Origin of the sequence: Rhodoferax ferrireducens (assembly GCF_031458075.1) — a bacterium.
Classification (GTDB): Bacteria; Pseudomonadota; Gammaproteobacteria; order Burkholderiales; family Burkholderiaceae_C; genus Rhodoferax_B; species Rhodoferax_B ferrireducens_A.
In genome coordinates this window covers 88,896-113,099 of record NZ_JAVDXT010000005.1, presented here as the reverse complement: position 1 = coordinate 113,099, position 24,204 = coordinate 88,896, and the positions used below count along the sequence as shown (strand labels likewise).

28 protein-coding genes are annotated in these 24,204 nt (G+C 65.8%); 21 read left to right on the top strand and 7 right to left on the bottom strand.

Annotated features, from left to right (window positions below):
• The first annotated feature begins 151 nt into the window (after nt 1-151).
• On the top strand, nt 152-1,498 hold the full coding sequence (gene argG, locus J2X19_RS21550; protein WP_116606878.1) for an argininosuccinate synthase: 1,347 nt from the start codon (nt 152-154) through the stop codon (nt 1,496-1,498).
• A 28-nt stretch (nt 1,499-1,526) separates the two neighbouring features.
• Here argG and J2X19_RS21545 read toward each other — a convergent pair whose 3' ends face one another.
• Nucleotides 1,527-2,237 carry a FadR/GntR family transcriptional regulator gene (locus J2X19_RS21545; RefSeq protein WP_116606879.1) on the bottom strand — a complete coding sequence of 237 codons (711 nt, stop codon included), beginning with the start codon at nt 2,235-2,237 and terminating at the stop codon, nt 1,527-1,529.
• Between the two features lie 197 nt (nt 2,238-2,434).
• Between J2X19_RS21545 and J2X19_RS21540 the strand changes: the two genes are divergently transcribed.
• The 6 genes from J2X19_RS21540 to J2X19_RS21515 all read left to right on the top strand — a co-directional run bounded on the left by J2X19_RS21540 (nt 2,435) and on the right by J2X19_RS21515 (nt 7,665).
• Complete coding sequence (locus J2X19_RS21540; protein WP_310376389.1) at nt 2,435-3,118, top strand: amino acid ABC transporter permease; 684 nt, start codon at nt 2,435-2,437, stop codon at nt 3,116-3,118.
• Nucleotides 3,119-3,128: 10 nt separating this feature from the next.
• Nucleotides 3,129-3,779 (top strand): amino acid ABC transporter permease, encoded by a 651-nt coding sequence (locus J2X19_RS21535; protein WP_116606881.1) that lies wholly within the window; start codon nt 3,129-3,131, stop codon nt 3,777-3,779.
• Nucleotides 3,763-4,491: an amino acid ABC transporter ATP-binding protein gene (locus J2X19_RS21530; protein WP_310376386.1), complete on the top strand. Its 729-nt coding sequence runs from the start codon at nt 3,763-3,765 to the stop codon at nt 4,489-4,491. Before J2X19_RS21535 ends, J2X19_RS21530 begins: the two co-directional genes overlap by 17 nt.
• A 213-nt stretch (nt 4,492-4,704) precedes the next feature.
• The gene (locus tag J2X19_RS21525) at nt 4,705-5,469 is read left to right on the top strand and encodes a transporter substrate-binding domain-containing protein (RefSeq protein ID WP_116606883.1); all 765 of its coding nucleotides are present in this window, start codon (nt 4,705-4,707) and stop codon (nt 5,467-5,469) included.
• Nucleotides 5,470-5,506: 37 nt separating this feature from the next.
• Complete coding sequence (locus J2X19_RS21520) at nt 5,507-6,517, top strand: zinc-binding alcohol dehydrogenase family protein (protein ID WP_116606884.1); 1,011 nt, start codon at nt 5,507-5,509, stop codon at nt 6,515-6,517.
• An 11-nt stretch (nt 6,518-6,528) separates the two neighbouring features.
• Entirely contained in the window at nt 6,529-7,665 is a 1,137-nt protein-coding gene (locus J2X19_RS21515) for a mannitol dehydrogenase family protein (RefSeq protein WP_310376881.1), read from the top strand.
• Here the strand turns inward: J2X19_RS21515 and J2X19_RS21510 are convergent.
• The 3 genes from J2X19_RS21510 to J2X19_RS21500 form a co-directional block, all read right to left on the bottom strand.
• A complete protein-coding gene (locus J2X19_RS21510; RefSeq protein WP_310376381.1) occupies nt 7,653-8,048 on the bottom strand; it encodes a VOC family protein in 396 nt (131 codons plus the stop codon). The genes J2X19_RS21515 and J2X19_RS21510 overlap by 13 nt on opposite strands.
• A gap of 16 nt (nt 8,049-8,064) precedes the next feature.
• Complete coding sequence (locus J2X19_RS21505) at nt 8,065-8,451, bottom strand: hypothetical protein (RefSeq protein ID WP_116606886.1); 387 nt, start codon at nt 8,449-8,451, stop codon at nt 8,065-8,067.
• A gap of 164 nt (nt 8,452-8,615) precedes the next feature.
• Nucleotides 8,616-9,059, bottom strand: coding sequence for a universal stress protein (locus J2X19_RS21500; protein ID WP_116606887.1), 444 nt, complete (start codon nt 9,057-9,059; stop codon nt 8,616-8,618).
• 106 nt (nt 9,060-9,165) lie between these two features.
• Here J2X19_RS21500 and J2X19_RS21495 point away from each other — a divergent pair, with 106 nt between their 5' ends.
• The 9 genes from J2X19_RS21495 (at nt 9,166) to J2X19_RS21455 (ending at nt 17,085) form a co-directional block, all read left to right on the top strand.
• Complete coding sequence (locus J2X19_RS21495; protein WP_310376378.1) at nt 9,166-11,388, top strand: heavy metal translocating P-type ATPase; 2,223 nt, start codon at nt 9,166-9,168, stop codon at nt 11,386-11,388.
• Between the two features lie 83 nt (nt 11,389-11,471).
• Complete coding sequence (gene ccoS, locus J2X19_RS21490) at nt 11,472-11,609, top strand: cbb3-type cytochrome oxidase assembly protein CcoS (protein WP_116606889.1); 138 nt, start codon at nt 11,472-11,474, stop codon at nt 11,607-11,609.
• Nucleotides 11,610-11,858: 249 nt separating this feature from the next.
• Nucleotides 11,859-13,328, top strand: a complete 1,470-nt coding sequence (gene ccoN, locus J2X19_RS21485; RefSeq protein WP_405048717.1) for a cytochrome-c oxidase, cbb3-type subunit I — start codon at nt 11,859-11,861, stop codon at nt 13,326-13,328.
• A gap of 10 nt (nt 13,329-13,338) precedes the next feature.
• Nucleotides 13,339-14,037, top strand: coding sequence for a cytochrome-c oxidase, cbb3-type subunit II (gene ccoO / locus J2X19_RS21480; RefSeq protein ID WP_310376376.1), 699 nt, complete (start codon nt 13,339-13,341; stop codon nt 14,035-14,037).
• A 15-nt stretch (nt 14,038-14,052) separates the two neighbouring features.
• Nucleotides 14,053-14,190, top strand: coding sequence for a cbb3-type cytochrome oxidase subunit 3 (locus tag J2X19_RS21475; RefSeq protein ID WP_092760593.1), 138 nt, complete (start codon nt 14,053-14,055; stop codon nt 14,188-14,190).
• Nucleotides 14,191-14,209: 19 nt separating this feature from the next.
• Nucleotides 14,210-15,124 (top strand): cytochrome-c oxidase, cbb3-type subunit III, encoded by a 915-nt coding sequence (gene ccoP / locus J2X19_RS21470; protein ID WP_310376374.1) that lies wholly within the window; start codon nt 14,210-14,212, stop codon nt 15,122-15,124.
• Between the two features lie 7 nt (nt 15,125-15,131).
• Nucleotides 15,132-16,562 (top strand): cytochrome c oxidase accessory protein CcoG, encoded by a 1,431-nt coding sequence (ccoG, locus tag J2X19_RS21465; protein ID WP_310376373.1) that lies wholly within the window; start codon nt 15,132-15,134, stop codon nt 16,560-16,562.
• 10 nt (nt 16,563-16,572) lie between these two features.
• Nucleotides 16,573-16,830, top strand: coding sequence for a FixH family protein (locus tag J2X19_RS21460; protein WP_310376372.1), 258 nt, complete (start codon nt 16,573-16,575; stop codon nt 16,828-16,830).
• A gap of 12 nt (nt 16,831-16,842) precedes the next feature.
• Nucleotides 16,843-17,085: a hypothetical protein gene (locus tag J2X19_RS21455; protein ID WP_310376880.1), complete on the top strand. Its 243-nt coding sequence runs from the start codon at nt 16,843-16,845 to the stop codon at nt 17,083-17,085.
• Here the strand turns inward: J2X19_RS21455 and fnr are convergent.
• The gene (gene fnr, locus J2X19_RS21450; RefSeq protein ID WP_116606895.1) at nt 17,057-17,782 is read right to left on the bottom strand and encodes a fumarate/nitrate reduction transcriptional regulator Fnr; all 726 of its coding nucleotides are present in this window, start codon (nt 17,780-17,782) and stop codon (nt 17,057-17,059) included. The two genes, J2X19_RS21455 and fnr, sit on opposite strands and share 29 nt — an antisense overlap.
• 145 nt (nt 17,783-17,927) lie before the next feature.
• On the opposite strand from fnr, the gene hemN reads away from it, so the two are divergent.
• The 3 genes from hemN (at nt 17,928) to J2X19_RS21435 (ending at nt 20,951) form a co-directional block, all read left to right on the top strand.
• Nucleotides 17,928-19,304 carry an oxygen-independent coproporphyrinogen III oxidase gene (gene hemN, locus J2X19_RS21445; protein WP_310376369.1) on the top strand — a complete coding sequence of 459 codons (1,377 nt, stop codon included), beginning with the start codon at nt 17,928-17,930 and terminating at the stop codon, nt 19,302-19,304.
• A gap of 140 nt (nt 19,305-19,444) precedes the next feature.
• Nucleotides 19,445-20,122 (top strand): sulfite exporter TauE/SafE family protein, encoded by a 678-nt coding sequence (locus J2X19_RS21440; protein WP_116606897.1) that lies wholly within the window; start codon nt 19,445-19,447, stop codon nt 20,120-20,122.
• Between the two features lie 10 nt (nt 20,123-20,132).
• Entirely contained in the window at nt 20,133-20,951 is an 819-nt protein-coding gene (locus tag J2X19_RS21435) for a creatininase family protein (RefSeq protein ID WP_310376367.1), read from the top strand.
• A gap of 86 nt (nt 20,952-21,037) precedes the next feature.
• Here J2X19_RS21435 and J2X19_RS21430 read toward each other — a convergent pair whose 3' ends face one another.
• Together J2X19_RS21430 and J2X19_RS21425 are read right to left on the bottom strand one after the other, a co-directional pair.
• On the bottom strand, nt 21,038-21,670 hold the full coding sequence (locus J2X19_RS21430; protein ID WP_116606899.1) for a LysE/ArgO family amino acid transporter: 633 nt from the start codon (nt 21,668-21,670) through the stop codon (nt 21,038-21,040).
• Between the two features lie 108 nt (nt 21,671-21,778).
• Nucleotides 21,779-22,663 carry a LysR substrate-binding domain-containing protein gene (locus tag J2X19_RS21425; RefSeq protein ID WP_310376362.1) on the bottom strand — a complete coding sequence of 295 codons (885 nt, stop codon included), beginning with the start codon at nt 22,661-22,663 and terminating at the stop codon, nt 21,779-21,781.
• 138 nt (nt 22,664-22,801) lie between these two features.
• Between J2X19_RS21425 and J2X19_RS21420 the strand changes: the two genes are divergently transcribed.
• Together J2X19_RS21420 and J2X19_RS21415 are read left to right on the top strand one after the other, a co-directional pair.
• Nucleotides 22,802-23,089 (top strand): DUF1330 domain-containing protein, encoded by a 288-nt coding sequence (locus J2X19_RS21420; RefSeq protein ID WP_116606901.1) that lies wholly within the window; start codon nt 22,802-22,804, stop codon nt 23,087-23,089.
• Nucleotides 23,090-23,232: 143 nt separating this feature from the next.
• Complete coding sequence (locus tag J2X19_RS21415; RefSeq protein WP_310376359.1) at nt 23,233-24,165, top strand: HTH-type transcriptional regulator ArgP; 933 nt, start codon at nt 23,233-23,235, stop codon at nt 24,163-24,165.
• The last annotated feature ends 39 nt before the right edge of the window (nt 24,166-24,204 follow it).

The window sequence follows — 24,204 nt, the reverse complement described above, 5'->3', positions numbered from 1 at the left end:
TTGGCAGTTGGTGCAACAAGCATCAGCGCTGGTAGCTATTAATTATGTAGTGCTTCATGCCCGCGGCGACCATTCCGCAAGAGGGCCCCGCCCAAGGCGATTTCCCCGCGTCAATTAACATCGAAGGTTTCGCACTGACACAGAGAACACCATGGCTGCCAATATTTTGCAAAAACTCCCCGCTGGCGAACGTGTCGGCATCGCGTTTTCGGGGGGGCTGGACACCAGCGCCGCCGTGCACTGGATGCGCGCCAAGGGCGCCATTCCCTGCGCCTACACCGCGAATCTGGGCCAGCCCGACGAGTCCGATTACGACGAAATTCCCCGCAAGGCCCTGGCCTACGGCGCCGAAATGGCCCGCCTGGTCGATTGCCGCCCGCAGCTGGTGGCCGAGGGCATTGCCGCCATCCAGTCCGGCGCCTTCCACATCAGCACCGGTGGCGCCACCTACTTCAACACCACGCCGCTGGGCCGTGCTGTCACCGGCACCGCGCTGGTGGTGGCGATGCGCGACGACGGCGTGAACATTTGGGGCGACGGCAGCACCTACAAGGGCAACGACATCGAGCGCTTCTACCGCTACGGCCTGCTGTGCAACCCCGAGCTGCGCATCTACAAGCCCTGGCTGGACCAGCTGTTCATCGACGAACTCGGCGGCCGCAAGGAGATGAGCGAGTACCTGGTGGCCAACGGTTTCGACTACAAGATGAGCGTCGAGAAGGCCTATTCGACCGACTCCAACATCCTGGGCGCGACCCACGAAGCCAAGGACCTGGAGTTCCTGAACGCCGGCATGCACATCGTCAAGCCCATCATGGGCGTGCCGTTCTGGCGCGAAGATTGCGTGGTCAAGGCCGAATCGGTCACCGTGCGCTTTGAAGAAGGCCAGCCGGTCGCCCTGAACGGCCAGACCTACCCCGACGCTGTAGCCCTGATGTATGCCGCCAATGAAATCGGTGGCCGCCACGGCCTGGGCATGTGCGACCAGATCGAGAACCGCATCATCGAAGCCAAGAGCCGCGGCATCTACGAAGCCCCCGGCATGGCGCTGCTGCACATCGCCTACGAGCGCCTGGTCACCGGCATCCACAACGAAGACACCATAGAGCAGTACCGCAGCAATGGCCGCCGCCTGGGCCGCCTGCTGTACCAAGGCCGCTGGTTCGACTCGCAAGCCCTGATGCTGCGCGAAACCGCCCAGCGCTGGATCGCCCGCGCCATCACCGGCGAAGTGACCTTGGAACTGCGCCGCGGCAACGACTATTCCATCATGGACACCAGCAGCCCGAACCTGACCTACGCGCCCGAGCGCCTGTCGATGGAAAAGGTGGAAGACGCGGCCTTCACGCCAGCCGACCGTATCGGCCAGCTGACCATGCGCAATCTGGACATCGCCGACACCCGCGAAAAGCTGGGCGTCTACACCCGTGCCGGCCTGTTGGGCAGCGGCAAGGACGCGGCTGGCGTGGCGTTGATCGCGAATCCCGGCGGCGTCTAAGCCCCGGTGCCGGTGGGCTGAGGGGTATTCAAGCCCATTCCCGCCGGCTGTTTTCCACCCAGCGCTGCTGCGATGCCTTGAGGTGGGCGCGCATCGCGGTTTGCGCTTCCAGCACATCGCGGCGCTCCAGCGCCTGCAGGATGGCCTCGTGCTCGTGTAGCGCCTCGGCCCAGGTCTGGCTGCTTTCCGAATGCTCGCGCAGCTGCGCCGAGATCGGGCTGTGGCGCTCGTCAAACAACTCTCCCACCAGCCGCACCAGCACCGCATTGCCGGTCAAGGCGGCAATTGCCAGATGGAACTGCCGGTCGTGCGCCAACGGCGGGCGCTGCTGGGCGATGGCGCTGCGCATGTCTTCCAGTGCCTGGCGCAGCGGCGCCAGCGTCTCGGGCGTGGCCAGGGCGCAGACCTGCATGGCCACCGAGCCCTCCAGCAGCGCGCGCGCCTGCATCAGCTCGCTCGGGCTTTCGCCCATGGCCGCCGTTGCCTGGGACGTGCGGGCTGAGGGCGCACACACGTAGACGCCCGCGCCCATCCGCACTTCCACACTGCCGTCAATTTCCAGCGCGATCAGGGCTTCGCGCACCGAAGGGCGGGACACGCCCAGCTGCTGCGCCAGGTCGCGCTCTGGCGGCAGGCGGGTGCCGGGTGGGTAGGTGCCTTTCTGGATGAAGGCCCGGATCTGGTCGGCAATCTGTTGGTAGAGCCGCCGGGTGTCCACCTGTTTGAGTTGTTCCAGCATCGGTATTCCTGTGTCTGCGGGGTCAGGGCCGGGATTGGCCTTACCAAGCATTGCATCTGCGGATTTTATGGGGCTACCGGCGCGAGGGTTGCTGCTTTTTCAGGCTTTAGGGTAAGTACGGTAAGGCCAATTTTGATTTCTAGGTAAAGTGGCCTTACCAAAAATCAAGACCCTGCCCCACGGCAGCACGGAGACACATGCAGTACACATTCGATTTCAGCGCTCCGCTGGCGTACTGGCCGGACCTGCTGGCGGGCGCGGCCACCACGCTGGGTCTGTCGCTGGCGGCCACGGTGTTCGGCTTTCTGCTGGGGATTTTTTGCGCCCTGGGGCGGATGGGGCAGTCGGCCGGCCTGGCCCGGCTGTGCGCCGTGTATGTGGAGACCATCCGCAACACGCCCCTGCTGGTGCAGATCTTCATCGTCTATTTCGGCCTGGCCTCGGTGGGCTGGAAGGTGGATGCGTTCACTGCGGCCACGGCGGCGCTGGTGATCAATGTTGGCGCCTACACCTCGGAGATCGTGCGCGCCGGCATCGACTCGATCCCCCGCGGCCAGCTGGAGGCGGCGGAGTGCCTGGGCCTGAGCCGCGCCCAGATCCTCACCCATGTGGTGCTGCCGCCGGCCATCGAGCGGGTCTACCCGGCGCTGACCAGCCAGTACGTGCTGCTGATGCTGGCCTCGTCCATCACCTCGCAGATTTCTGCCGAGGAGCTAACCGCCGTGGCGAACCGGGTCCAGTCGGACACCTTTCGTTCGGTGGAGACCTATTTGATCGTCGCCGTGGCCTATCTGGTGCTGTCGCTGCTGATGCGGGTGGTGTTCTGGGCCGCGAGCTACGTGGCCTTCCCGCGCCGGCGCCGCCTTGGCACCACCGTCTGAAGGGGCTGACATGACATCCCTGAGTCTTCCCCAGCTGCAGTTTCTGTTCCATGGCCTGGCCTGGACGGTGCTGCTGTCGCTGATGGCCTTTGCGGGCGGTGGCCTGCTGGGCTTTCTGGTGGCCATCGTCCGGGTCTACGGGCCCGGCGGCAGCCGCCACCTGGCGATGCTCTACATCAAGCTGGTCCAGGGCACACCGCTGCTGGTGCTGCTGTCGCTGGCCTTCTTCGGCCTGCCCGCCATGGGCCTGAACATCGAGCCGCTGACCGCCGCCGGCCTGGGCCTGAGCGTCTATGTCTCGGCCTACCTGGGCGAGATCTGGCGCGGCTGCATCCAGTCGGTGCCGGCCACCCAGGTCGAGGCCGCCGAATGCCTGGCGCTCAACTGGCGCCAGCGGCTGGTGCATGTGGTGCTGCCCCAGGCCATCAAGATCGCCACGCCGCCGACCGTCGGCTTCATGGTGCAGATCGTCAAGAACACCTCGCTGGCTTCGGCCATCGGCTTTGTCGAGCTGGCCCGCGCCGGCCAGGTCATCAACAACGCCACCTTCCAGCCCTTCGTGATTTTTGTGCTGATTGCCGCGCTGTATTTCGCGCTGTGCTACCCCCTGTCGGTGTGGAGCCGGCGCCTAGAGAGGAAATTCAATGTTGCCCATCGTTAAGGTCGAGTCGATCTCCAAAAGCTTCGGCGCCGTGCGGGTGCTGGAGGACGTGTCTTTCAATGTCAACAAGGGCAGCGTGGTCGCCATCATCGGCCGCAGCGGCTCGGGCAAGAGCACGGCGCTGCGTTGCATCGACCGGCTGGAGACGGTAGACAGCGGCCGCATCGAAGTCTGCGGCCACAGCATCACCTCGCCCAAGCTCGACCTGCAGCAGCTGCGCCGCGATGTGGGCATCGTGTTCCAGAGCTACAACCTGTTCCCGCACATGACGGTCGAGCAGAACATCATGCTGGCGCCGCGCCTGGTGCTCAAGGGCGCGAAGGCCGAGCTGCGCGAACGCGCCCACAAGGTACTGGCCCAGGTCGGGCTGGCGGAGAAGGCCGATGCCTACCCTTCGCAGCTCTCCGGCGGCCAGCAGCAGCGCGTGGCGATTGCCCGCTCGCTGGCCATGGCGCCGCAGCTGATGCTGTTCGACGAAGTGACCTCGGCGCTCGACCCCGAGTTGACCGGCGAGGTGCTGCGCGTGATGGAAAAGCTGGCCGCCGACGGCATGACCATGATCCTGGTCACCCACGAGATGGCTTTCGCCCGCAAGGTGGCCGACGAAATCATCTTCATGCACCGCGGCAAGGTCTGGGAGCAAGGCCCGGGCTCCATGCTCGATGCCCCCCAAACCGAAGAGTTGCGCCAGTTCGTCGGCAGTGGACTTTAGTACTGCACCCCAGAAGTAGCGGAACAAAATGAAAGTGATGGATTCGTTCTCAGGGTTAGGCGCAAGCCGCAGCGAAGGCTGTACGCCTTCGCAAGGTTTGCAACGACACCATGGGGACGAAGACGCGCTTTCATGTTTCGTTACTTCTGGGGCGCAGTACTAGCCCTGCCTGTGTTACCCGTTCCGCCCCACAACCCCCCAGGAGATAAAACCATGATCCAACGTTCCATTTTTGTGCGCGGCCTGCTGGCTGCTGCGGCCGTGGCTGCTTTTGCCGGCGCGGCCCAGGCCGACTTGCTGGACGATGTGCGCGCCGCCAAGAAGGTGCGCGTCGCCATCGACGTGGGGTCGCCACCCTTCGGCACCATGGACAGCGCGATGAAGCCCACCGGCTCCGACGTGGAAACCGCCCGCCTGCTGGCCAAGGACCTGGGCGTGGAACTGGAGATCGTGCAGACCACCGGCGCCAACCGCATCCCGTTCCTGCAGACCGGCAAGGCCGACCTGGTGATCTCCTCGCTGTCGGTCACGCCAGAGCGCGAGAAGGTGATCGATTTCTCGACCCCGTACGCGCACATCCAGGCCGTGGTTGCTGCACCCAAGGCCATGGCGCTCAAGGGCTTTGCCGACCTGGCGGGCAAGCGCGTGGCCACGGCCCGCGGCACCACCAACGACCGCCTGGCCACCGAAGGCGCCAAGGGGGCGCAGATCGTGCGTTTCGACGACGACGCCACCCTGGTCACCGCCATCGCCAGCGGCCAGGTCGAGATCTTCGCCACCTCGCCGTCCATCGTGAAGACCGTGGCCGACAAGGCACCCGCGCTGGGCGTGGAAACCAAGTTCGTGATGAACAGCTTCCCCCTGGGCATAGGCATGCGCAAGGGCGAGACCAAGCTGCAGGCCTGGATCAACGACTGGGTCGCCAAGAACAACGAGAACGGCAACCTCACCGCCATCTACAAGCGCTTCCACGGCTGAAGCGCTCCATCGAACTGAACCGAACTGAAGGATTTCCATGCTGACCGTGATTTGCGAAACCCCGGGCACGCTGCGCGCCGAAGACCGTTCCATGCCGCTGCGCGGCGAAGACGAGGTGCTGCTGCGCGTCAAGCGCGTGGGCGTGTGCGGCACCGACCTGCACATCTTTACCGGCAAGCAGCCGTTCCTGAGCTACCCGCGGGTGATGGGGCACGAGCTGTCGGGCATCGTTGAGCAGGCGCCGGCCGGCAGCCACCTGGCCGCCGGCGACACGGTCTACGTCATGCCTTATCTGTCCTGCGGAAAGTGCGTGGCCTGCCGCCAGGGCAAGACCAACTGCTGCGTCAACATCCAGGTGCTGGGTGTGCACCGCGACGGCGCTTTTACCGAATACCTCACCGTGCCCCAGGCCTTTGTGCACAAGGCCGAGGGTGTGACCCTGGACCAGGCCGCGATGGTCGAGTTCCTGGCCATCGGCGCGCATGCGGTGCGCCGCGGCCAGGTGCAGGCGGGCCAGCGCGTGCTGGTGGTCGGCGCCGGGCCCATCGGCATGGCGGCGATGATCTTCGCCCAGCTGCGCGGTGCGGTGGTCACGGCGCTGGATACGCGGCGCGACCGGCTGGATTTTTGCGCCAAGCAGCTGGCGATTCCGGCCGTAGTGCAGATCGGCCCGGACGACGAAACGCAGCTCTCTGCACTGACCCAGGGTGAGTTTTTCGACGTGGTCTTTGATGCCACCGGCAACCCCCAGGCCATGGAGCGCGGCTTCCAATTTGTGGCCCATGCGGGCACCTATGTGCTGATCTCGGTGGTGGGCGCCAGCATCACTTTTTCGGACCCGGAATTCCACAAGCGCGAGACCACGCTGCTGGGCAGCCGCAACGCCACCACCGAGGATTTTGAAACCGTGCTGCAGGCCATGCGCGCCGGGAAGATACCGGACGCCGCATTGAACACCCACCGCCTTGCCTTGGCCGATGTGCCGACCGGCTTCCAGAAACTGCTGGACCCGACCCAGGGCGTGGTCAAGGCCATCGTCGAATGCTAGAGCCCAGCGCCATGACCCAGCCCATACTCCAGTTCGGCACCAGCCGCTTCCTGCAGGCGCATGTGGACTTGTTCGTTTCGCAGGCGCTGGCGCGCGGCCAGGCGTTGGGCGGGATCACCGTGGTGCAGACCACCCACAACCCGGCCAGCGCGCAGCGCGTGGCGGCCCTGGCCCAGGGCGCTGGCTACCCGGTGCATCTGCGCGGCCTGCTGCGCGGCGAGCGCATCGACAGCACCGTCACCTGCAACGCCGTGCGCCAGGCCTGGCAGGCCGATGCCGACTGGCCCCGGCTACTGGAGGCGGTGGCTGGCGAGGTCCGGGTGATCGTCTCCAACACCGCCGACCGCGGCTACCAGCTGGACGCCCAGGATGGCCCCGATCTGCTGGCCTCACCAAGCCGCGTGCCGCGCAGTTTCCCCGCCAAGCTGCTGGTGCTGTTGCGGCACCGCTGGCAGCAGCAGCCAGAAGCCCCCTTGTCGATCTTTCCCTGCGAGCTGATTGAGCGTAACGGCGATGCGCTGCGCGAGGTGGTCTGCGGGTTGGCCGCTGGCTGGGCACTGCCGGCCGACTGCATTGCCTGGCTGCGGCAACACTGCGTCTGGGCCAATTCGCTGGTCGACCGCATCGTCTCCGAAGCGCTGGACCCGGTGGGCGCAGTGGCCGAGCCTTATGCGCTGTGGGCGGTGGAAAAGCAGGATCGGCTGGTGTTGCCTTGCGAGCACGAGGCTATTGTCCTGACCGACGATCTGGACCACCACGAGCGGCTCAAGCTGTTCCTGCTGAATGCCGGCCATACCTACCTGGCCGAACGCTGGCTGGTCGACGGCCGCGCGGCCGACGAGACGGTGCAGCAGGCGATGAACGACGCGGCCCTGCGCGCTGCGCTGGAATCGCTATGGGCCGAAGAGGTGCTGCCGGTGTTCGACGCACTGGGCCAGCGCGATGCAGCCTTGGCCTATCTGGTCGACCTGCGCGAACGCCTGCTGAATCCGTTTCTGGCCCACCGCCTGGCCGACATTGCGCAGAACCATGCGCAGAAGAAGCAGCGGCGGCTGGCTCCGGTGCTGGCGCTGGCGAGCCAGTTGGGCCTGGATCTCGCCCAGCCACGGCTGCGCGCGGCCTTGGCCGGTACAGCTCAGTCTGAATAGGGCGCCTGCACGGTGCGCTGGGAAATCCACCAGATGTTGCCGTGCGGGTCGAGCACGCCGCCCTGGCGGTCGCCGTAGGGCATGTCGGCCACCAGCATCTGCAGCACTGCGCCGTGCTGCAGTGCCCGCTCCATCGCCGCGTCGGCGTCTTCCACATACAGGTAGTAGGCCGCGGCCATGGGCGGGTAATGGTCGCTGGCCTCGCTGACCATCACCGCCGAGCCGCCGATCTGCACCCGGGCGTTGGCAATGAAGCCATCGGGCCGCAGCGTGCGGCCGGTTTCGCGGCCGCCCAGCCCGTTGACCAGGAAGTCCACAAACGCATCGGCGTTGCGCACAAAGAAATAGGGCGTGACCGTGTTGAAACCGGGCGGGATGTACATGGTGGACTCCTGGGGGTTAGACGCCTGTTTTCAGGGTGTAGGCCAACACCAGCGCCAACAGCACCAGGCCGAGGCTGACCCAGCGCAGCCGCACCCGGTTGGCTTCGGCGCGCTGTACCAGCTCGGTATTTTGGGTGGCCAGGGCCTGGATCAGCTCGGTCGAATCCTGCATTTGCGCATGCAGCTCGGCGGTGGTGGCTTCCAGGGTGGCGATGCGGGCCTGCAGCTGGCTGAGGATGTCGCCTTCGGTGGCCAGCACCACCGAGGCCGGGGCGGGTGCCGTGACCGGCTTTTTGGAAACGGTTTTCCAGAGCTTCTTGGCGCCGTCGGCCACCACCGGTGCGGTGGCGATCACCTCTGCCCAGGGTACGGTCTTGAGCAGTGAAAACCAGCCTAACGCCATAGCACAACCTTTCGAAAATAGAGGAACCGGCCCCGCCGCTCCAGCTTGGAGGCTGCTTGCGCGGGTGGGTTCCCCTTTATACGCCCCCAGATGGGGCGTTGGCTTTTCGAATGCTATGCGTTTGATAGCTGCTTGCGCAAGCTATATATGCGCCAGCCATCGATTTAGCGTAAAACCAGCACCGGCGTGTGCGAGTGCGTCAGTACCTGCTGGGTTTCGCTGCCCAGCAGCAGGCGCTTGATGCCGCGGCGGCCGTGCGAGGCCATGACGATCAAATCGGCGTCGTGCTGGGTGGCGGCGGCAATGATGCCCTCGGCCACCAGGTCCGACTTCACCACCACGCCCTTGGCGTTGACGCCCTGGGCCTCGGCACGGGCTTTGTCGGCGTCCACCACGACCAGGGCGTCGTCAGACCATTGCTGTTCGATGCGGGCCAGCTCGTCCATGCTCACGGGAATCGAGCCCTCGAAATAGCTGCGCGCGTAGAACGGCACGACCTTGGCGATGACCAGCTTGGCCCCGGTCAGCTTGGCCAGGTCAATGCCGCTGGTGACTGCCAGCTGCGAGAGTTCCGACCCATCGGTAGCGACAAGAATGCATTTGTACATGGTGATCTCCGGTAGTGGACTAGACCGATAGATTAGTCCTATTTATCGGCTATGGGGTTGATCCACATCAAATGCGGCCTCGTCCTACACGGCTACGCTAGGCCCCATGCTTGCCACCCTTGCGCCTTCCCCCCAGCCCATCCGCGATTGGCTGGACGAACCTGGCGAATGGGCTGCGTTCAGCCAGCCATCCAGCGACTGGCCGGCCTACCAGGAATCGCAGCTGCTGATCGACGGCATGCACTGCGCGGCCTGTGCGCTGTCGGTCGAGCAAGCCCTGCGCGCCGTGCCCGGCGTGCGCCTGGCCGAGGTGGGCGCGGCATCCCGGCGGGCGCGGGTGGTCTGGTCGGCCACGCAGACCCGGCCCTCGCAGTGGCTGGCCGCCGTGGCGCAGGCCGGCTACTACGCGATCCCGGCGCTGGACGCCGGCGAGCGCCAGCGCCGCCAGGTGGAGCAACGGCGGGCGCTGTGGCGCTGGCTGGTGGCCGGCCTGTGCATGATGCAGGTGATGATGTACGCCATGCCCGCCTATGTGGCCGGGCCGGGCGAGATGACGGCCGACATGGCGCAGCTGCTGCGCTGGGCCTCCTGGGTGCTGACCCTGCCGGTGCTGGTGTTCTCCTGCGGGCCGTTCTTTGCCAATGCCTGGCGCGACGTGCTGCAGCGCCGCATCAGCATGGACCTGCCGGCCGCGCTGGGCATGGCGGTGACCTTTGCCGTCAGCAGCGCCGGCACCTTCGACCCCGACGGCCTGCTGGGCCACGAGGTGTATTTCGATTCGCTGACCATGTTCGTGTTCTTTCTGCTCACCGGCCGCTGGCTGGAGCTGCGGCTGCGCGACCGCACCGCCGGCGCGCTGGAGGCGCTGATCGGCCGCCTGCCCGACAGCGTGGAGCGCTGGGACGGCACGGCCTTTGTCCGCGTGGCGGTGCGGCGGCTGCACACCGGCGACCACATCCGCGTGTTGCCGGGCGAGGCCTTCCCGGCCGACGGCACCGTGCTGCAAGGCCGCACCCAGGTGGACGAGGCCTTGCTCACCGGTGAATCCCGGCCGCTGGGCCGCGCGGTGGGCGACGCGGTGCTGGCCGGCAGCTACAACCTGAGCGCGCCAGTCGAGCTGCATGTAGACCAACTGGGTGCCAGCACCCGCTTCGCCCAGATCGTTGCGTTGATGGCCCAGGCCGCCAGCCAGAAGCCGCGGCTGGCGCAGCTGGCCGACCGGGTGGCGCGGCCGTTCCTGTGGGGTGTGCTGCTGGCCGCCGCGCTGGCCGGCCTGCTGTGGTGGCCGTCCGGCCCCGGCCATGCGCTGATGGTGGTGGTGGCGGTGCTGGTGGTCACCTGCCCGTGTGCGCTGTCGCTGGCCACGCCGGCGGCGCTGCTGGCGGCCGCTGGCAGCATGGCCAGGTCGGGCGTGCTGGTGCGGCGCCTGCAGGCCCTGGAAAACCTGGCCCAGGTGGATACCGTGGTGTTCGACAAGACAGGCACCCTGACCCGTGACGGCATGGCCGTGGTCACCACCCACCACCGGGCCGATGTGTCGGCACAGCGCGCGCTGGCCCTGGCGGCGGCGCTGGCCAGCCAGTCGCTGCACCCGGTGTCGCGCGCGGTGGTGGCCGCCGCCCAGGCGCTGGGCCTGCCGGCCGAGCCGGTGCAGGATGTGGAGGAGGTCGTCGGCCAGGGCTTGCGCAGTGCGCACTACCGCTTCGGCGCGGCGCTGTTCTGCGGCGTGCCCGCGGACCCGGCCCAGCAGCAGGTGCACCTCAGCGATGCGCAGGGCTGGCTGGCCACCTTTGATTTGTCGGAGGACGTGCGGCCCGATGCAGTGCTGGCGATCCAGGCGCTGCGGGCCGCGGGCATCCGGGTCGAGCTGCTGTCGGGCGACAACGCCGCGGCCGCGCTGCGGGTGGCCGGGCAGGTCGGCATTGCGCTGGCCCGCGGCGGCTGTTCGCCGCAGGACAAGCTGCAGCATCTGCAGGCGCTGCAAGCCCAGGGCCATTGCGTGGCGATGGTGGGCGACGGGCTGAACGACGGCCCGGTGCTGGCCGGCGCCCATGTGTCGTTTGCCTTCGGCCAGGCTGTACCGCTGGCGCAGCGCCAGGCCGACCTGGTGGTTACCGGCGATGCGCTGAACGTGGTGCCGCAGGCCCTGTGGATGGCCCGGCGCACGCTGCGCGTGGTGCGGCAAAACCTGCTCTGGGCCGCAGCCTACAACGCGGTCTGCGTGCCCCTGGCGCTGGCCGGCTGGCTGCCCGCCTGGGCCGCGGGCCTGGGCATGGCGCTGAGTTCGCTGCTGGTGGTGCTGAATGCCGCCCGCCTGTCCCGCGGCTAGTTGTATATGAAAACTGCTTCTGGCGCTTATTTAAACTGCGCAAGCAGCTATGTATTGCATAGCAAAACGGTATTGGAGCACGGATGGACATCCTGTATCTGTTGATCCCCTTGTCGGTGGTGCTGGTGCTGCTGATCCTGGGTGGGCTGTGGTGGGCCATCTACCAGGGCCAGTTCGAGTCGGTGGAGCAAGAAGGCGAGCGGATTCTGCACAACGATTGAAGGGATTGGCTCACCCCCACGCTACACACTGCCCGGAATCGACCCAATAGGTCGATAACGCATGTTTCCGCCAACCCCCCTCGTAGATGTTTGCAAAACATCTACGACAGGCTGGGGGCAACACCAGTAGCCTGGCAAAGCCAGCTCTGCGGTGTTCTTGAAAAATACAGGGCCTGCTTATAGGCAGTGCTAAGTAGCCATCGATTGACTTGCATCAAAGTGCGGCAAGTGCACCGCGCCGACACTGCCATGAACACAAATGAGGTGCCCATGGCTTTTACGAATACACAGATGGCCCCATCCGAGGTCTATAGCGATACGGCGGTGCGGCAGTTCGCCATCATGTCCGTGGTCTGGGGCGTGGTGGGCATGCTGGTGGGGGTCATCATTGCCTCCCAGCTGGCCTGGCCCGATCTCAACATGGGCATTCCCTGGCTCAGCTACGGGCGCTTGCGGCCACTGCATACCAATGCGGTGATTTTTGCGTTTGGTGGCTGCGCGCTGATGGCCACCAGCTTCTTCGTGGTGCAGCGCACCTGCCAGGTTCGGCTGTTCTGCCCGCCGTTGGCGTCCTTCGTGTTCTGGGGCTGGCAGGCGGTGATCGTGGCCGCCGCCATCAGCCTGCCGCTGGGCTACACCACCGGAAAGGAATACGCTGAGCTGGAGTGGCCGATCGACATCCTGATCACCCTGGTGTGGGTGTCGTATGCCATCGTGTTCTTTGGCACCATAGGCCGGCGCCGGGTCAAACACATCTATGTGGCCAACTGGTTCTACGGCGCCTTCATCATCGCCGTGGCGTTGCTGCATGTGGTGAACAGTGCCGAGGTGCCTGCGGGCTGGATGAAGTCCTACTCGGCCTATGCCGGCGTGCAGGATGCGATGGTCCAGTGGTGGTACGGCCACAACGCCGTGGGCTTCTTTCTGACGGCCGGCTTCCTGGGCATGATGTACTACTTCATCCCCAAGCAGGCCGAGCGGCCGGTGTACTCCTACCGCCTGTCCATCGTGCACTTCTGGGCGCTGATCTTCACCTATATGTGGGCGGGTCCGCACCACCTGCACTACACGGCCTTGCCGGACTGGACCCAGTCGCTGGGCATGGTGTTCTCGCTGATCCTGCTGGCACCCAGCTGGGGCGGCATGATCAACGGCGTGATGACCTTGTCGGGCGCCTGGCACAAGCTGCGCGACGACCCCATCCTGCGCTTCCTGATCGTCTCTTTGTCCTTCTACGGCATGAGCACTTTTGAGGGTCCGATGATGGCCATCAAGACGGTGAACGCGCTCAGCCACTACACCGACTGGACCGTGGGCCATGTGCATTCCGGCGCCTTGGGCTGGGTGGGTTTTGTGACCATGGGCTCGCTGTACTACCTGATCCCACGCATGTTTGGCGGCAAGACCATGTACAGCATCAAGGCCATTGAGCTGCATTTCTGGATGGCCACCATCGGCGTTGTTTTCTACATTGCCGCTATGTGGATTGCCGGCGTGATGCAGGGCCTGATGTGGGGTGCGGTGAACACCGACGGCACCCTGACCTACACCTTTGTGGAGAGCGTCAAAGCCACCTTCCCGTTCTATGTGGTGCGCATGGTCGGTGGCTTGCTGTACCTGAGCGGCATGCTGGTGATGGCATGGAACGTGTGGATGACGGCGATCTCCGGCCGCTCGGTGCTGGTACCCGTGCCGGCGTTCCAACCTGCCCACGCTTGAGGACAAGAACATGGCTGACAACAACAAACCCATCCCGCTGTTTTCGCACGAGAAGATCGAGACCAACAACTTCCTGATGATCGTGCTCATCCTGCTGGTGGTCGCCGTGGGCGGACTGGTCGAGATCGTGCCGCTGTTCTTCCAGAAGTCCACCACCGAGGCCGTGACCGGCCTCAAGCCCTACACCCCGCTGCAGCTGGTGGGCCGCGACATCTACCTGCGCGAGGGCTGCTACAACTGCCACTCGCAGATGATCCGCCCGTTCCGCGCCGAGACCCTGCGTTACGGCCACTACTCGGTGGCCGGCGAGTTTGTCTACGACCACCCGTTCCAGTGGGGCAGCAAGCGCACCGGCCCGGACCTGCACCGCGTAGGCGGCAAGTACAGCGACGAATGGCACCGCATCCACCTGAACAACCCGCGCGACGTGGTGCCCGAGTCGAACATGCCCGCCTACGCCTGGCTGGAAAAAGCCATGGTCGATCCGGCCGTGGTGGCACCCCGCATGAAGGCCTTGCGCAGCGTGGGCGTGCCCTACACCGATGCAGAGATCGCCGGGGGCGCGGAGGCAGTGCAAGGCAAGACCGAGCAAGACGCGCTGATCGCCTACCTGCAGGTGCTGGGCCGGGCCTTGACCGACCAGCTTGCATTGCAAGCCGCGCCGACCGCTGCTGCCCCTGCCCCCGCTGCACCTGCCAGCGCTCCTTGATTCAGAAAGCCCACCATGGACGTCACCACCTTGCGCGTTATCGCCACCGTCTGCAGCTTCATCACCTTCATTGGTATCTGGGTCTGGGCTTTCTCGCGCCGCAACAAAGCCCGGTTTGACGAAGCAGCGCAGCTTCCTTTTCTACAAGATTGACGGCTAACAGGATATTCCCATGAGTGATTTCACCAGCAACTTCTGGTCGTTATTTGTCGCCGGCATTTCGGTGGTCAGCATTGCCGCGTGTCTGCTTTTGCTGTGGATCACTGCGCGCAAGAAAGTACCGTTCCAGAGCGATAACACCACGGGCCACGTATGGGACGAAGACCTGCGCGAGATGAACAACCCGCTGCCTATCTGGTGGGTGGGTTTGTTCATCCTGACGGTGCTGTTCTCCATCGGCTACCTGGTGGTCTACCCCGGCCTGGGCAGCTACAAAGGCACGCTGGGTTGGACACAGGTGGGTGAATACGAGGGCGAAGTGACCGAGGCCAACCAGGCTCTGGCGCCGCTGTATGCCAACTTCACTGCCTTGCCCCCCGAGAAGCTGGCCGGCAACGCGCAGGCCATGGCCGTGGGCGAGCGCCTGTTCATGAACAACTGCGCCCAGTGCCACGGCTCGGATGCCCGCGGCAGCAAGGGCTTCCCGAACCTGGCCGATGCCGACTGGCTGCACGGCGGCGGCACCGACAAGATCAAGGAAACCGTGAGCCAGGGCCGCACCGGCCAGATGCCACCCATGGCTGCCGCGGTGGGCACGCCGGACGACGTGAAGAACGTGGCCAACTATGTGCTCAGCCTGTCGGGCAGCCCGCACGACTCGTTGCGCGCCGCTTTGGGCAAGTCCAAGTTCGGCGTCTGCGCCGCTTGCCATGGCGTGGGTGGCAAGGGCAACCCGGCCCTGGGGGCCCCCAATCTGTCGGACGACATCTGGCTGCACGGCTGGGGCGAGGAGGCCATCGTGGCCATGGTCAACAACGGCAAGACCAACCAGATGCCGGCCCAGCAAGGCAAGCTGACCGAGGCGCAGATCCATGTGCTGACCAGCTATGTCTGGGGCCTGTCGAACAAGCCTGCGGTCACCCCGTAAACAGACCATGCGCGCGCCCAGCCCCCGCAAGACCATTCCCATCGCCGCCGTGCCGGCCGATGGGGATATGGTGTCGCTGTACGCCGCGCAGCAGAAGATCTACCCGCGCTCGGTGCAAGGCCTGTTCGCCCGCTGGCGCTGGGCCATGGTGTTCCTGACCCAGCTGGTCTACTACGGCCTGCCCTGGCTGCAGTACGGCGAGCGCCAGGCGGTGCTGTTCGATCTGGGCGCGCGGCGCTTCTACATCTTCAACCTGGTGCTGTACCCGCAGGATTTCATTTACCTGACGGGCTTGCTGGTGGTGTCGGCGCTGGCGCTGTTTTTGTTCACCGCGGTGGCGGGGCGGCTCTGGTGCGGCTTTACCTGCCCGCAGACGGTGTACAGCGAAATCTTCATGTGGATAGAACGCCATATCGAAGGCGACCGCACGGCGCGCATGCGGCTGGACGGCGGGCCTTTGTCGGTGCGCAAGCTCTGGAAGAAGTGGGCCAAGCATGCGGTCTGGATCGTGCTGTCGCTGTGGACCGGCTTTACCTTCGTCTCCTATTTCACGCCCACGCAGGAGCTGCTGCAGGAGTCGCTGAGCGGCAGCTTTGGCTCGTGGGAGGTGTTCTGGGGCCTGTTCTACAGTGCTGCCACCTACGGCAACGCCGGTTTTCTGCGCGAACAGGTGTGCAAGTACATGTGCCCGTATGCCCGCTTCCAGAGCGCCATGTTCGACAAGGACACGCTGATCGTCAGCTACGACGCGGCCCGCGGCGAGCCGCGCGGTGCGCGCTCGCGCAAGGCCGATCCGGCGGCCCTGGGGCTGGGGTCCTGTGTGGACTGCACCCTGTGCGTACAGGTCTGCCCCACCGGTATCGACATCCGCGAGGGCTTGCAGTACGAGTGCATAGGCTGCGCGGCCTGCGTGGACGTGTGCGATGGCGTGATGGACAAGATGGGTTATGCGCGCGGCCTGATCCGCTTTGCCACGCAGAACGGTATCGCCCAGGGCTGGTCGGCCCGGCAGATGCTGCGCCGGGTGCTGCGGCCCCGTGTGCTGATTTACACCGCGGTACTGTGGACGATTGCCGCCGTCCTGCTGGCCAGCCTGCTGCTGCGCACCCCGCTGAAGGTGGACGTGGTGCGCGACCGCGCGGCCTTGTCGCGCATCGTCGCCGGTGGCCAGCTGGAAAATGTCTACCGCCTGCAGGTAATGAACGCCACCGAGTCGCCTCAGCGCTACCGCCTGGCGGCCCATGGGCTGGACGGCCTGGTGCTGGCGTCCGACGAATGGGTGGAGGTGGATGCCGTGCAGTCCCGCTGGATGGCGGTACGCTTGCACATTCCCTATGGCTCGGCGACCCCGGGTTCGCACCCGGTGGTGTTCGACATAGAAACCGCGGACGGCGAACACCGTGTCTCGGAAAAATCCACGTTCATCGTGCCCCGATAAGGAGACCTTCATGCCTGAACCTATCTCGCAACCCTGGTGGAAATACGGCCATGTGTGGCTGGTGATCTCCGGGCCTCTGGTGGTGGTGGTGGCCGCCGTGGTCACGGCCTGGATCGCCTTCAGCCAGCAAGATCCGGTGCTGGCGCAGGACTACTACCGCCAGGGTGTGAATATCAACAAGACCCTGGCCGCCCAGGGTTCGCTGGCGCCGGCGATGCAGGGGCGCAACCATGCAGCCACGCCTGCTGGCGCGGTGCTGCAGAAGTAAGCGGTGCCCGCAATGACAGCGCAGCGCACCATTAGCGTGTTGTGGCCGGCTTTCCTGGGCGCCTGCGTGCTGGAAGCCCTGGTGTTTGCCGTGGTCGATCCGCACAGCCTGCAATGGCAGGGGCAGTCGCTGGAGCTGTCACGGCAAAGCGTGTACAGCCTGGCGTTCTTTGGTTTCTGGGGGGTGACGGCGCTGGTCGCCAGCCTGGCGCTGCTGGTGGCGAAGCCTACAGACAGGCCTGCGTCTGCTGATTGACGATGCGCTTGAGCGCTTCGGTGTCCAGGATGCGGATGTGGCGCTGTTTGACTTCGACAATGCCGTCCTCGACGAACTTGGAGAAGGTGCGGCTTACGGTTTCCAGCTTCAGCCCCAGGTAGCTGCCGATTTCTTCGCGCGTCATGCGCAGCACCAGCTCTAGCGCCGAGAAGCCGCGCGCATGCAGGCGTTGCACCAGGTTCAGCAAAAACGCCGCCAGCCGTTCCTCGGCCCGCATGCTGCCCAGCAGCAGCATCACACCGTGCTCGCGCACGATTTCGCGGCTCATGATCTTGTGCACATGGCGTTGCAAGGCATTGACCTCGCGCGACAACTCTTCGATGCGCTCAAATGGCATCTCACAGACCTCGGCATCCTCCAGCGCCACCGCATCGCAGGTATGGTGGTCGTTGACGATGCCGTCCAGGCCGATGATCTCGCCGGCCATCTGGAAGCCGGTCACCTGGTCGCGCCCGTCCTCGGTGGTGATCGAGGTTTTGAAGAAGCCGGTACGGATGGCATAGAGCGCAGTAAACGTCTCGCCATTGCGGAACAGCGTGGCACCGCGTTTGATCTTGCGCCGCACGGCCACCAGGCTGTCGATGCGGTCCAGCTCGTCCTGGTTCAGCCCCAACGGCATGCACAGTTCACGCAGATTGCAGTTCGAACAGGCAACTTTGATGGCAATAGGGTTCATGCGCGGAGTATGGGCTGATTCAAAAACGAAAGGGCATATAAGAACTTATATTGTGTATAGAAGTATCTGAAACCGGCTTGATCCAGGTCAAGGAAAGCTGGCGGCGTTCGCGGCACATTGGGCATATGCAACCAGAGTGCCCTTTATGACCCGCGTTACGCCAGATCTACTCAGCCGTTTTGACGTGCCAGGGCCGCGTTACACATCCTATCCCACGGCCGACCGCTTTGTTGAAGCGTTTACCGCCGACGACTATGCCCGCGCCCTGCGCCTGCGCCGGGCCGCCGCGCAGACCCTGCCGCTGTCGGTCTACGTGCACATCCCGTTTTGCGAATCGCTGTGCTACTACTGTGCCTGCAACAAGATCATCACCAAGCGCCACGAGCGCGGTGCGGCCTACCTGCAGTACCTGGAACGCGAGATGGCCTTGCACACCGCCGAGCTGGGCAGCAGCCGGGTGGTCAGCCAGCTGCACCTGGGCGGTGGTAGTCCCACCTTTCTCAGCGACGCCGAGCTGGGCCAGCTGATGCAGATGCTGCGCCGCCATTTCACGCTGGCTCCGGGCGGTGAATACGCGATCGAGGTCGACCCCCGCACCGTCGACCCGGCCCGGCTGGCCGCCCTGGCGGCGCTGGGCTTCAACCGCCTGAGCTTTGGCGTGCAGGACTTCGATGCCGATGTGCAAAAGGCCGTGCACCGCGTACAGCCCGCCGAGCAGGTGTTCACCCTGGTGGAAGCCGCACGGGCGCTGGGGTTTGAGTCCATCAACACCGACCTGATCTACGGCCTGCCGCGCCAGACGCCGACCTCGTTTGCCCGCACCCTGGAGCAGGTGGTGGACCTGCGTCCCGACCGGATTGCGCTGTACGCCTACGCCCACCTGCCAGAGCGCTTCAAGCCGCAGCGCCGCATCCTCAAGTCCGAGCTGCCGGTGGCCGCTGCCAAGCTCAGCATGCTGGCGCAGGCCCTGGACGCGCTGCTGGGTGCCGGCTACGTCTACGTGGGCATGGACCATTTCGCCCTGCCCAACGACGCGCTGGCCGTGGCCAAGCGCCAGGGGCGGCTGCACCGCAACTTCCAGGGCTACAGCACCCAGCCCGATTGCGACCTGATTGCCCTGGGCGTTTCGGCCATCGGCCGCATGGGCGCCACCTACAGCCAGAACGCCAAGACCATGGAGGAGTACTGCGACAAGCTCGACCAGGGCCAGTTGCCGGTGGTACGGGGCCTGGCACTGAACCGCGACGACCTGGTGCGCCGCGCCATCATCATGGCCCTGATGTGCCAGGGCGAGGTGCAGTTCGAATCCATCGAGCTGGCCTACCTGGTGGACTTCAAAGCCATGTTCGCCGCCGAGCTGGATGCCCTGCAGCCCCTGGTCGACGCCGGCATGGTCAGCATCGATGCCAGCAGCATCCAGGTTACGCCGACGGGTTGGTTCTTTGTGCGCGCTGCCGCCATGGTGTTCGACCGCTACCTGCAGGCCGACCAGAACCGCGCGCGCTTTTCCCGGATCATTTGACTCACCCCCAGGCTCCAGTGCTAAAGCACTTTCCGCCAACCCCCTTGCAGGGGGCGATGCCAGTGGCCCGGCAAAGCCGGTTCCACGGCATCTCTGGGTGGCGTGCGTTCTGGCCGAATGCGAGGGGGTAAGTAATTACTATGCAGACGTCACTTGCCTGGACCGCGCTGCTGATGGGCCTGGCCGGCGGGCCGCACTGCGCTGCCATGTGCGGCGCGGCCTGTGCGGGCGTGGTGCGGGTGGCCGGCGCCCCGCGCGGCATGCTGCAGCTGCAGGCCGGGCGCTTGTTGGGCTACACGCTGGCCGGTGCGTTGGCCGCCGCGGCGGTGCAGAACCTGGCTTGGCTGGCCGAGCAATCGGCGGTGCTGCGGCCGGTGTGGACGCTGTTCCATGTCGCCGTGCTGGTCTGGGGCGGCGTGCTGCTGGTGTTGGCGCGGCAACCGCTGTGGGTGGACGGTGCGGGCCGCCAGATCTGGGCCCGCGTGCGTTCCCGGGTGGCCGGGCGGCGCTGGGTGCTGGTGGCCGGGGCCGCCTGGGCGTTGATGCCCTGCGGCCTGCTGTATTCGGCCCTGTTGGTTGCGTCGCTGAGCGGCGGCCCGCTGGACGGCGCGCTGTCCATGGCCTTGTTCGCCCTGGGCAGCAGCATCACCTTGGTGGCCGGGCCCTGGCTCTGGCTGCGCCTGCAGGCCTGGCGCAGCCCCCAGCGCAAGGACTGGGGCATGCGGATGGCCGGCGCAGCCCTGGCCGGTGTGGCCGTGTGGGCCTTGCTGCACGACATGGACCCCCGCGTGCTGGAGTGGTGCCGCAGCCTGTGGTGAAATCCAGGCCATGCACGCCACACCACGCTTCTGGGCCGACCTCACCACCCGCGACTTTGCGCAACTTGACGCCCCCCGCACGGTCGCCGTGCTGCCGGTGGCCGCCACCGAGCAGCATGGCCCGCACCTGCCGCTGAGCGTCGACACCACCCTGGCGGACGGCGTGGTGGCGGCCGCATTGCCGCATCTGCCGGCCGACGCCTCGGTGCTGGTGCTGCCGACGCAGCAGGTCGGCTTCAGCCCCGAGCACCAGCGCTTTCCCGGCACGCTGACCTTGTCCAGCGAAACCGTGATCCGCATCTGGACCGAACTCGGCGCTTGCGTGGCGCGCAGCGGCGTAAAGAAGCTGCTGATCTTCAATGCCCATGGCGGCCAGGTCAGCCTGATGGACATCGTGGCCCGCACCCTGCGTACCGAACACGATCTGCTGGTCTATAGCGCCAGCTGGTTCAATCTGCCGCTGGGCGCGGCGAATGCTCCGTTCAGCGCCGAGGAACAGCGCTTCGGTGTGCACGCCGGCGATGTGGAAACCTCGATGATGCTGGCGCTGCGTCCGCAATGGGTGCGCATGGACCAGGCCCGCGATTTCAAGTCCAGCTCGCAAGACCGCGCGGCCAAGTACCCTATCCTCGGCAATGGCAAAAGCGCCAAGCTGGGCTGGCAGATGCAGGACTACAACGCCACCGGCGCGGCCGGCAACGCTGCTGCTGCCACCGCCGAAAAGGGCCAGGCCCTGGTCGAGGCTTCGGGCCAGCAGCTGGCCCTGCTGCTGCAGGAGATCGCCGACCTGCCGCTGTCGACCCTGGTGGATAGCCCCGATTTAGGTTGATTTTTCAGGCGTGAAATCGGCCTCTGGCGCAGATTAATCCTGCGCGAGCTGCTCCTTTTTTTGATATTCAAAACTAGAGCAAATGCTTAGACCAACCCCCAGGCCAGCACCGCGGCGGTGCCCCACATCATGGCGGCCACCAGCCCGTCCAGCGCCCGCCACAGCGCGGGCTTGCGCAGCCGCTGGCCCAGCCACACCAGGGCCAGACCAAGTCCGCCAAACCACAGCACCGAGGCGGTTGCAGCGCCGAGTCCGAACACCGCGTTGCCGGGCCGGCCCCAGGCCAGTGAGGCGGTGCCGATCAGCACCGCAGTGTCCAGCCAGGCATGCGGATTCAGCCAGGCAAAGGCCAGTGCCGCCATTACCGCCTGGCGCCGGGTCATTGCCGCGGTGGGCGCCAAGTCCACCTGGGTATCCGTGGCGCCGGTGCGGAAGCGGGTGAACGCCTGGTAGCCGTAGTACAGCAGGAACAGGATGCCAGCGCCGACCATCGCGCCCTGCAGCTTGTCCGACAGGCCGCCCAGCTGTGCCAGGCCCAGCACGCTGATGCCGATCAGGCCGATGTCTGAGGCGATGCTGACCGCAATCGTGGTCCACACATGCTGACCGGTCAGCCCCATGCGCAGCACATGGGCGTTTTGCGGCCCCAGGGCGATGATCAGCGACAGGCTGAGCAGCAGGCCGGCGCTGAAGGCGGGTGTGAGCAAGAGGGTGGACATGGGGGCTTTCGTATCAGGTTGGCCCGCAGTATCCGGTGACCGGGTTTTTAATTAAACAAAGCTAAATCTAATTTGTATCACGTAAGAAATAATTGAGCTGTGCGGCGGCTAACCCAGCTGCATCAGCGTGAAGTCGATAAAGCTGCGCACCTTGGCGCTGGGCCGGCGTTCGGCGCGGCGCACGATGTGCATGGCGCGTTCCGGCAATTGCCAGTCGGGCAGTAGCCGGGTCAGCTGTCCGTTGGCCACGGCAGCGCGCAGCACGTAGTCGGCCTGCACCACCACGCCGAGCCCGCCGATGGCGGCGCCCAGCAAGGCCTGGCCGTTGTTGCTGGTGAAGCCGCCCACCACCGGCGCGGTGAAGCTCTCATCGCCGCGGCTGAAGCGCCAGCGGGGCTGGCTGCCCCAGGCGGCAAACGCCAGGCAGTTGTGCTGCGCCAGATCAGTTGGGTGGGCCGGTACGCCCCGCTGCTGCAGGTAGCCAGGGCTGGCCGCGGCCCAGACCTGGGTGGCGCACAGGGCGCGGGCGACCAGGGCGGTGTCGGCCAGCGTGCCGGCGCGCAGCGCAATGTCTATGCCTTCTTCGGCCATGTCGACCACGCGGTCGTTCAGCACCAGGTCGATCTGCACCTGCGGGAAGGTGGCGGCATAGGCGCTGAGCACCGGCGTCAGGCAATGCACGCCGTAGGCCACCGGGGCGGAGATGCGCAAGCTGCCCTGCGGCGCGGCGCGCAGGCTCTCGGCCACCTGGTCGGCTGCCTCCACGCTGGCCAGGGCTTCGCGGCAGCGTTCCAGGTAGCTGGCGCCGATGTCGGTCAGGGCCTGTTTGCGGGTGCTGCGTTCGATCAGGCGTGCGCCCAGTTGCGTCTCCAGTGCGCGCACATGTTTGCCCACCATCACGGCGGACAACTCCAGTTGCTGTCCGGCGGCGGCAAAGCTGTCGGCGCTGGCCGCCACCACGAAGACCTGCATGCTGCGGAGTTTGTCGCTCATATCCAGAATAATTAGTTACGGATATCGTAAGAGTTTGGCCATTTACGGCAATGGTAGTGCCTTAAATAATGGCTGCACGCCCAGGTTCTGCGCTGTAATGCGACAGCGCCGATGGGCGGTACCACCCAAGGAACTGCAATGCCCAGCTATGCGATTGGCTCTCTCGTCGTCCACAACACCGATTGGCAAAAGGAATACAGCGAAAAAATGCCCGCGCTGATCGCCCGGCACGGCGGCATCCTGCGGGCTCGAGCCCCCGTGCAACTGCTGGAGGGCAGGGCCCACCTGCCCGGCACCACGGTCGTCATCGAATTCCCCAGCGCGGCCCAGGCCCGCGCCTGGTACGACGACCCCGCCCATGCTCCGCTGAAGCAGCTGCGCGATAGCGGCGCCAGCTTCGACCTGGTGCTGCTGGACGGGGTGTAGGCACCCCGGTGCGGCGTGGGATTTAAGCGCTGCTAGGCATAAACTCCATCACGTAAAAAATACTTGATGGAGTAGCCCGAATTGCATCCCACCACGCTTTCGTCAACACGCCTGTACCTCCCACATGTGCTGGCGGCGTTGCCATGCTAGACGCGCGGCAGTTAGAAGCCTTGGCCGCGGTGCTGGAAGAAGGCGGCTTCGGCCCGGCGGCGAAAGCGCTGAACCTCACCCTGGCCGCCATCTCCCTGCGCATCAAAGGCCTGGAGGCCGCGCTGGGCCAGCGCCTGCTGGTGCGCGGCAAGACGGTGCGGGCTACGCCGGCCGGCCAGACCCTGCTGGCGCATGTGAAGCAGCTGCGGCTGATGGAGGCTGATCTGGTCCACGGCCTGCCCGGCAGCCGGGCCCAGGGCGGTGCCGCCAGCCCCTGGCAGAGCCTGGGTGTGGCCGTCAATGCCGACTCGCTGGCCAGCTGGTTTTTGCCCGGCGTGGCCACGACGCTGGCCCGCTACCGGCTGCTGCTGGACATCGCCATCCACGACCAGGACCACACTCTCGAAGCACTCAAGAACGGCGACGTGATCGGCTGCGTCAGTGCGCTGGCCCAGGCCATGCGCGGCTGCCTGGCCGAGCCGCTGGGCGTGATGCGCTACCGCGCCATGGTGGCGCCCGCGCTGCTGCAGAAGTGCCGGACCCGGGCCGGCGCGGTGTCGGTGCACCGCTTGCTGGCCCAGCCGGCCCTGATCTTCGACCGCAAGGATGCGCTGCAGGACGCCTTTCTGGCCCAGCATTTCGGCCTGGCCTCGCCCCAGTACCCGCGGCATTTCGTGCCGGCGGTGGATGCGTTCGAGAGCGCGCTGGAGCACGGCATGGGCTGGGGCATGGTGCCCGAGCAGTTTCTGGCGCGCCGCGTCGGCCGCTTGCCGCTGGAAGAACTGCTGCCGGGCCGCACCGTCGACGTGGCGCTGTACTGGCACCACTGGGAGCACGAGCCCGTGTCGGCCCAGCGGCTGACGCAGGCGGTGAAGGCGGCGGCGCAGACCCTGCTGGCCGAGCGGGTTGGTGCCGGAAATTTATAAGAAACAGGCCGTTGGCGCAGGTTTTATCTGCGCTGGTAG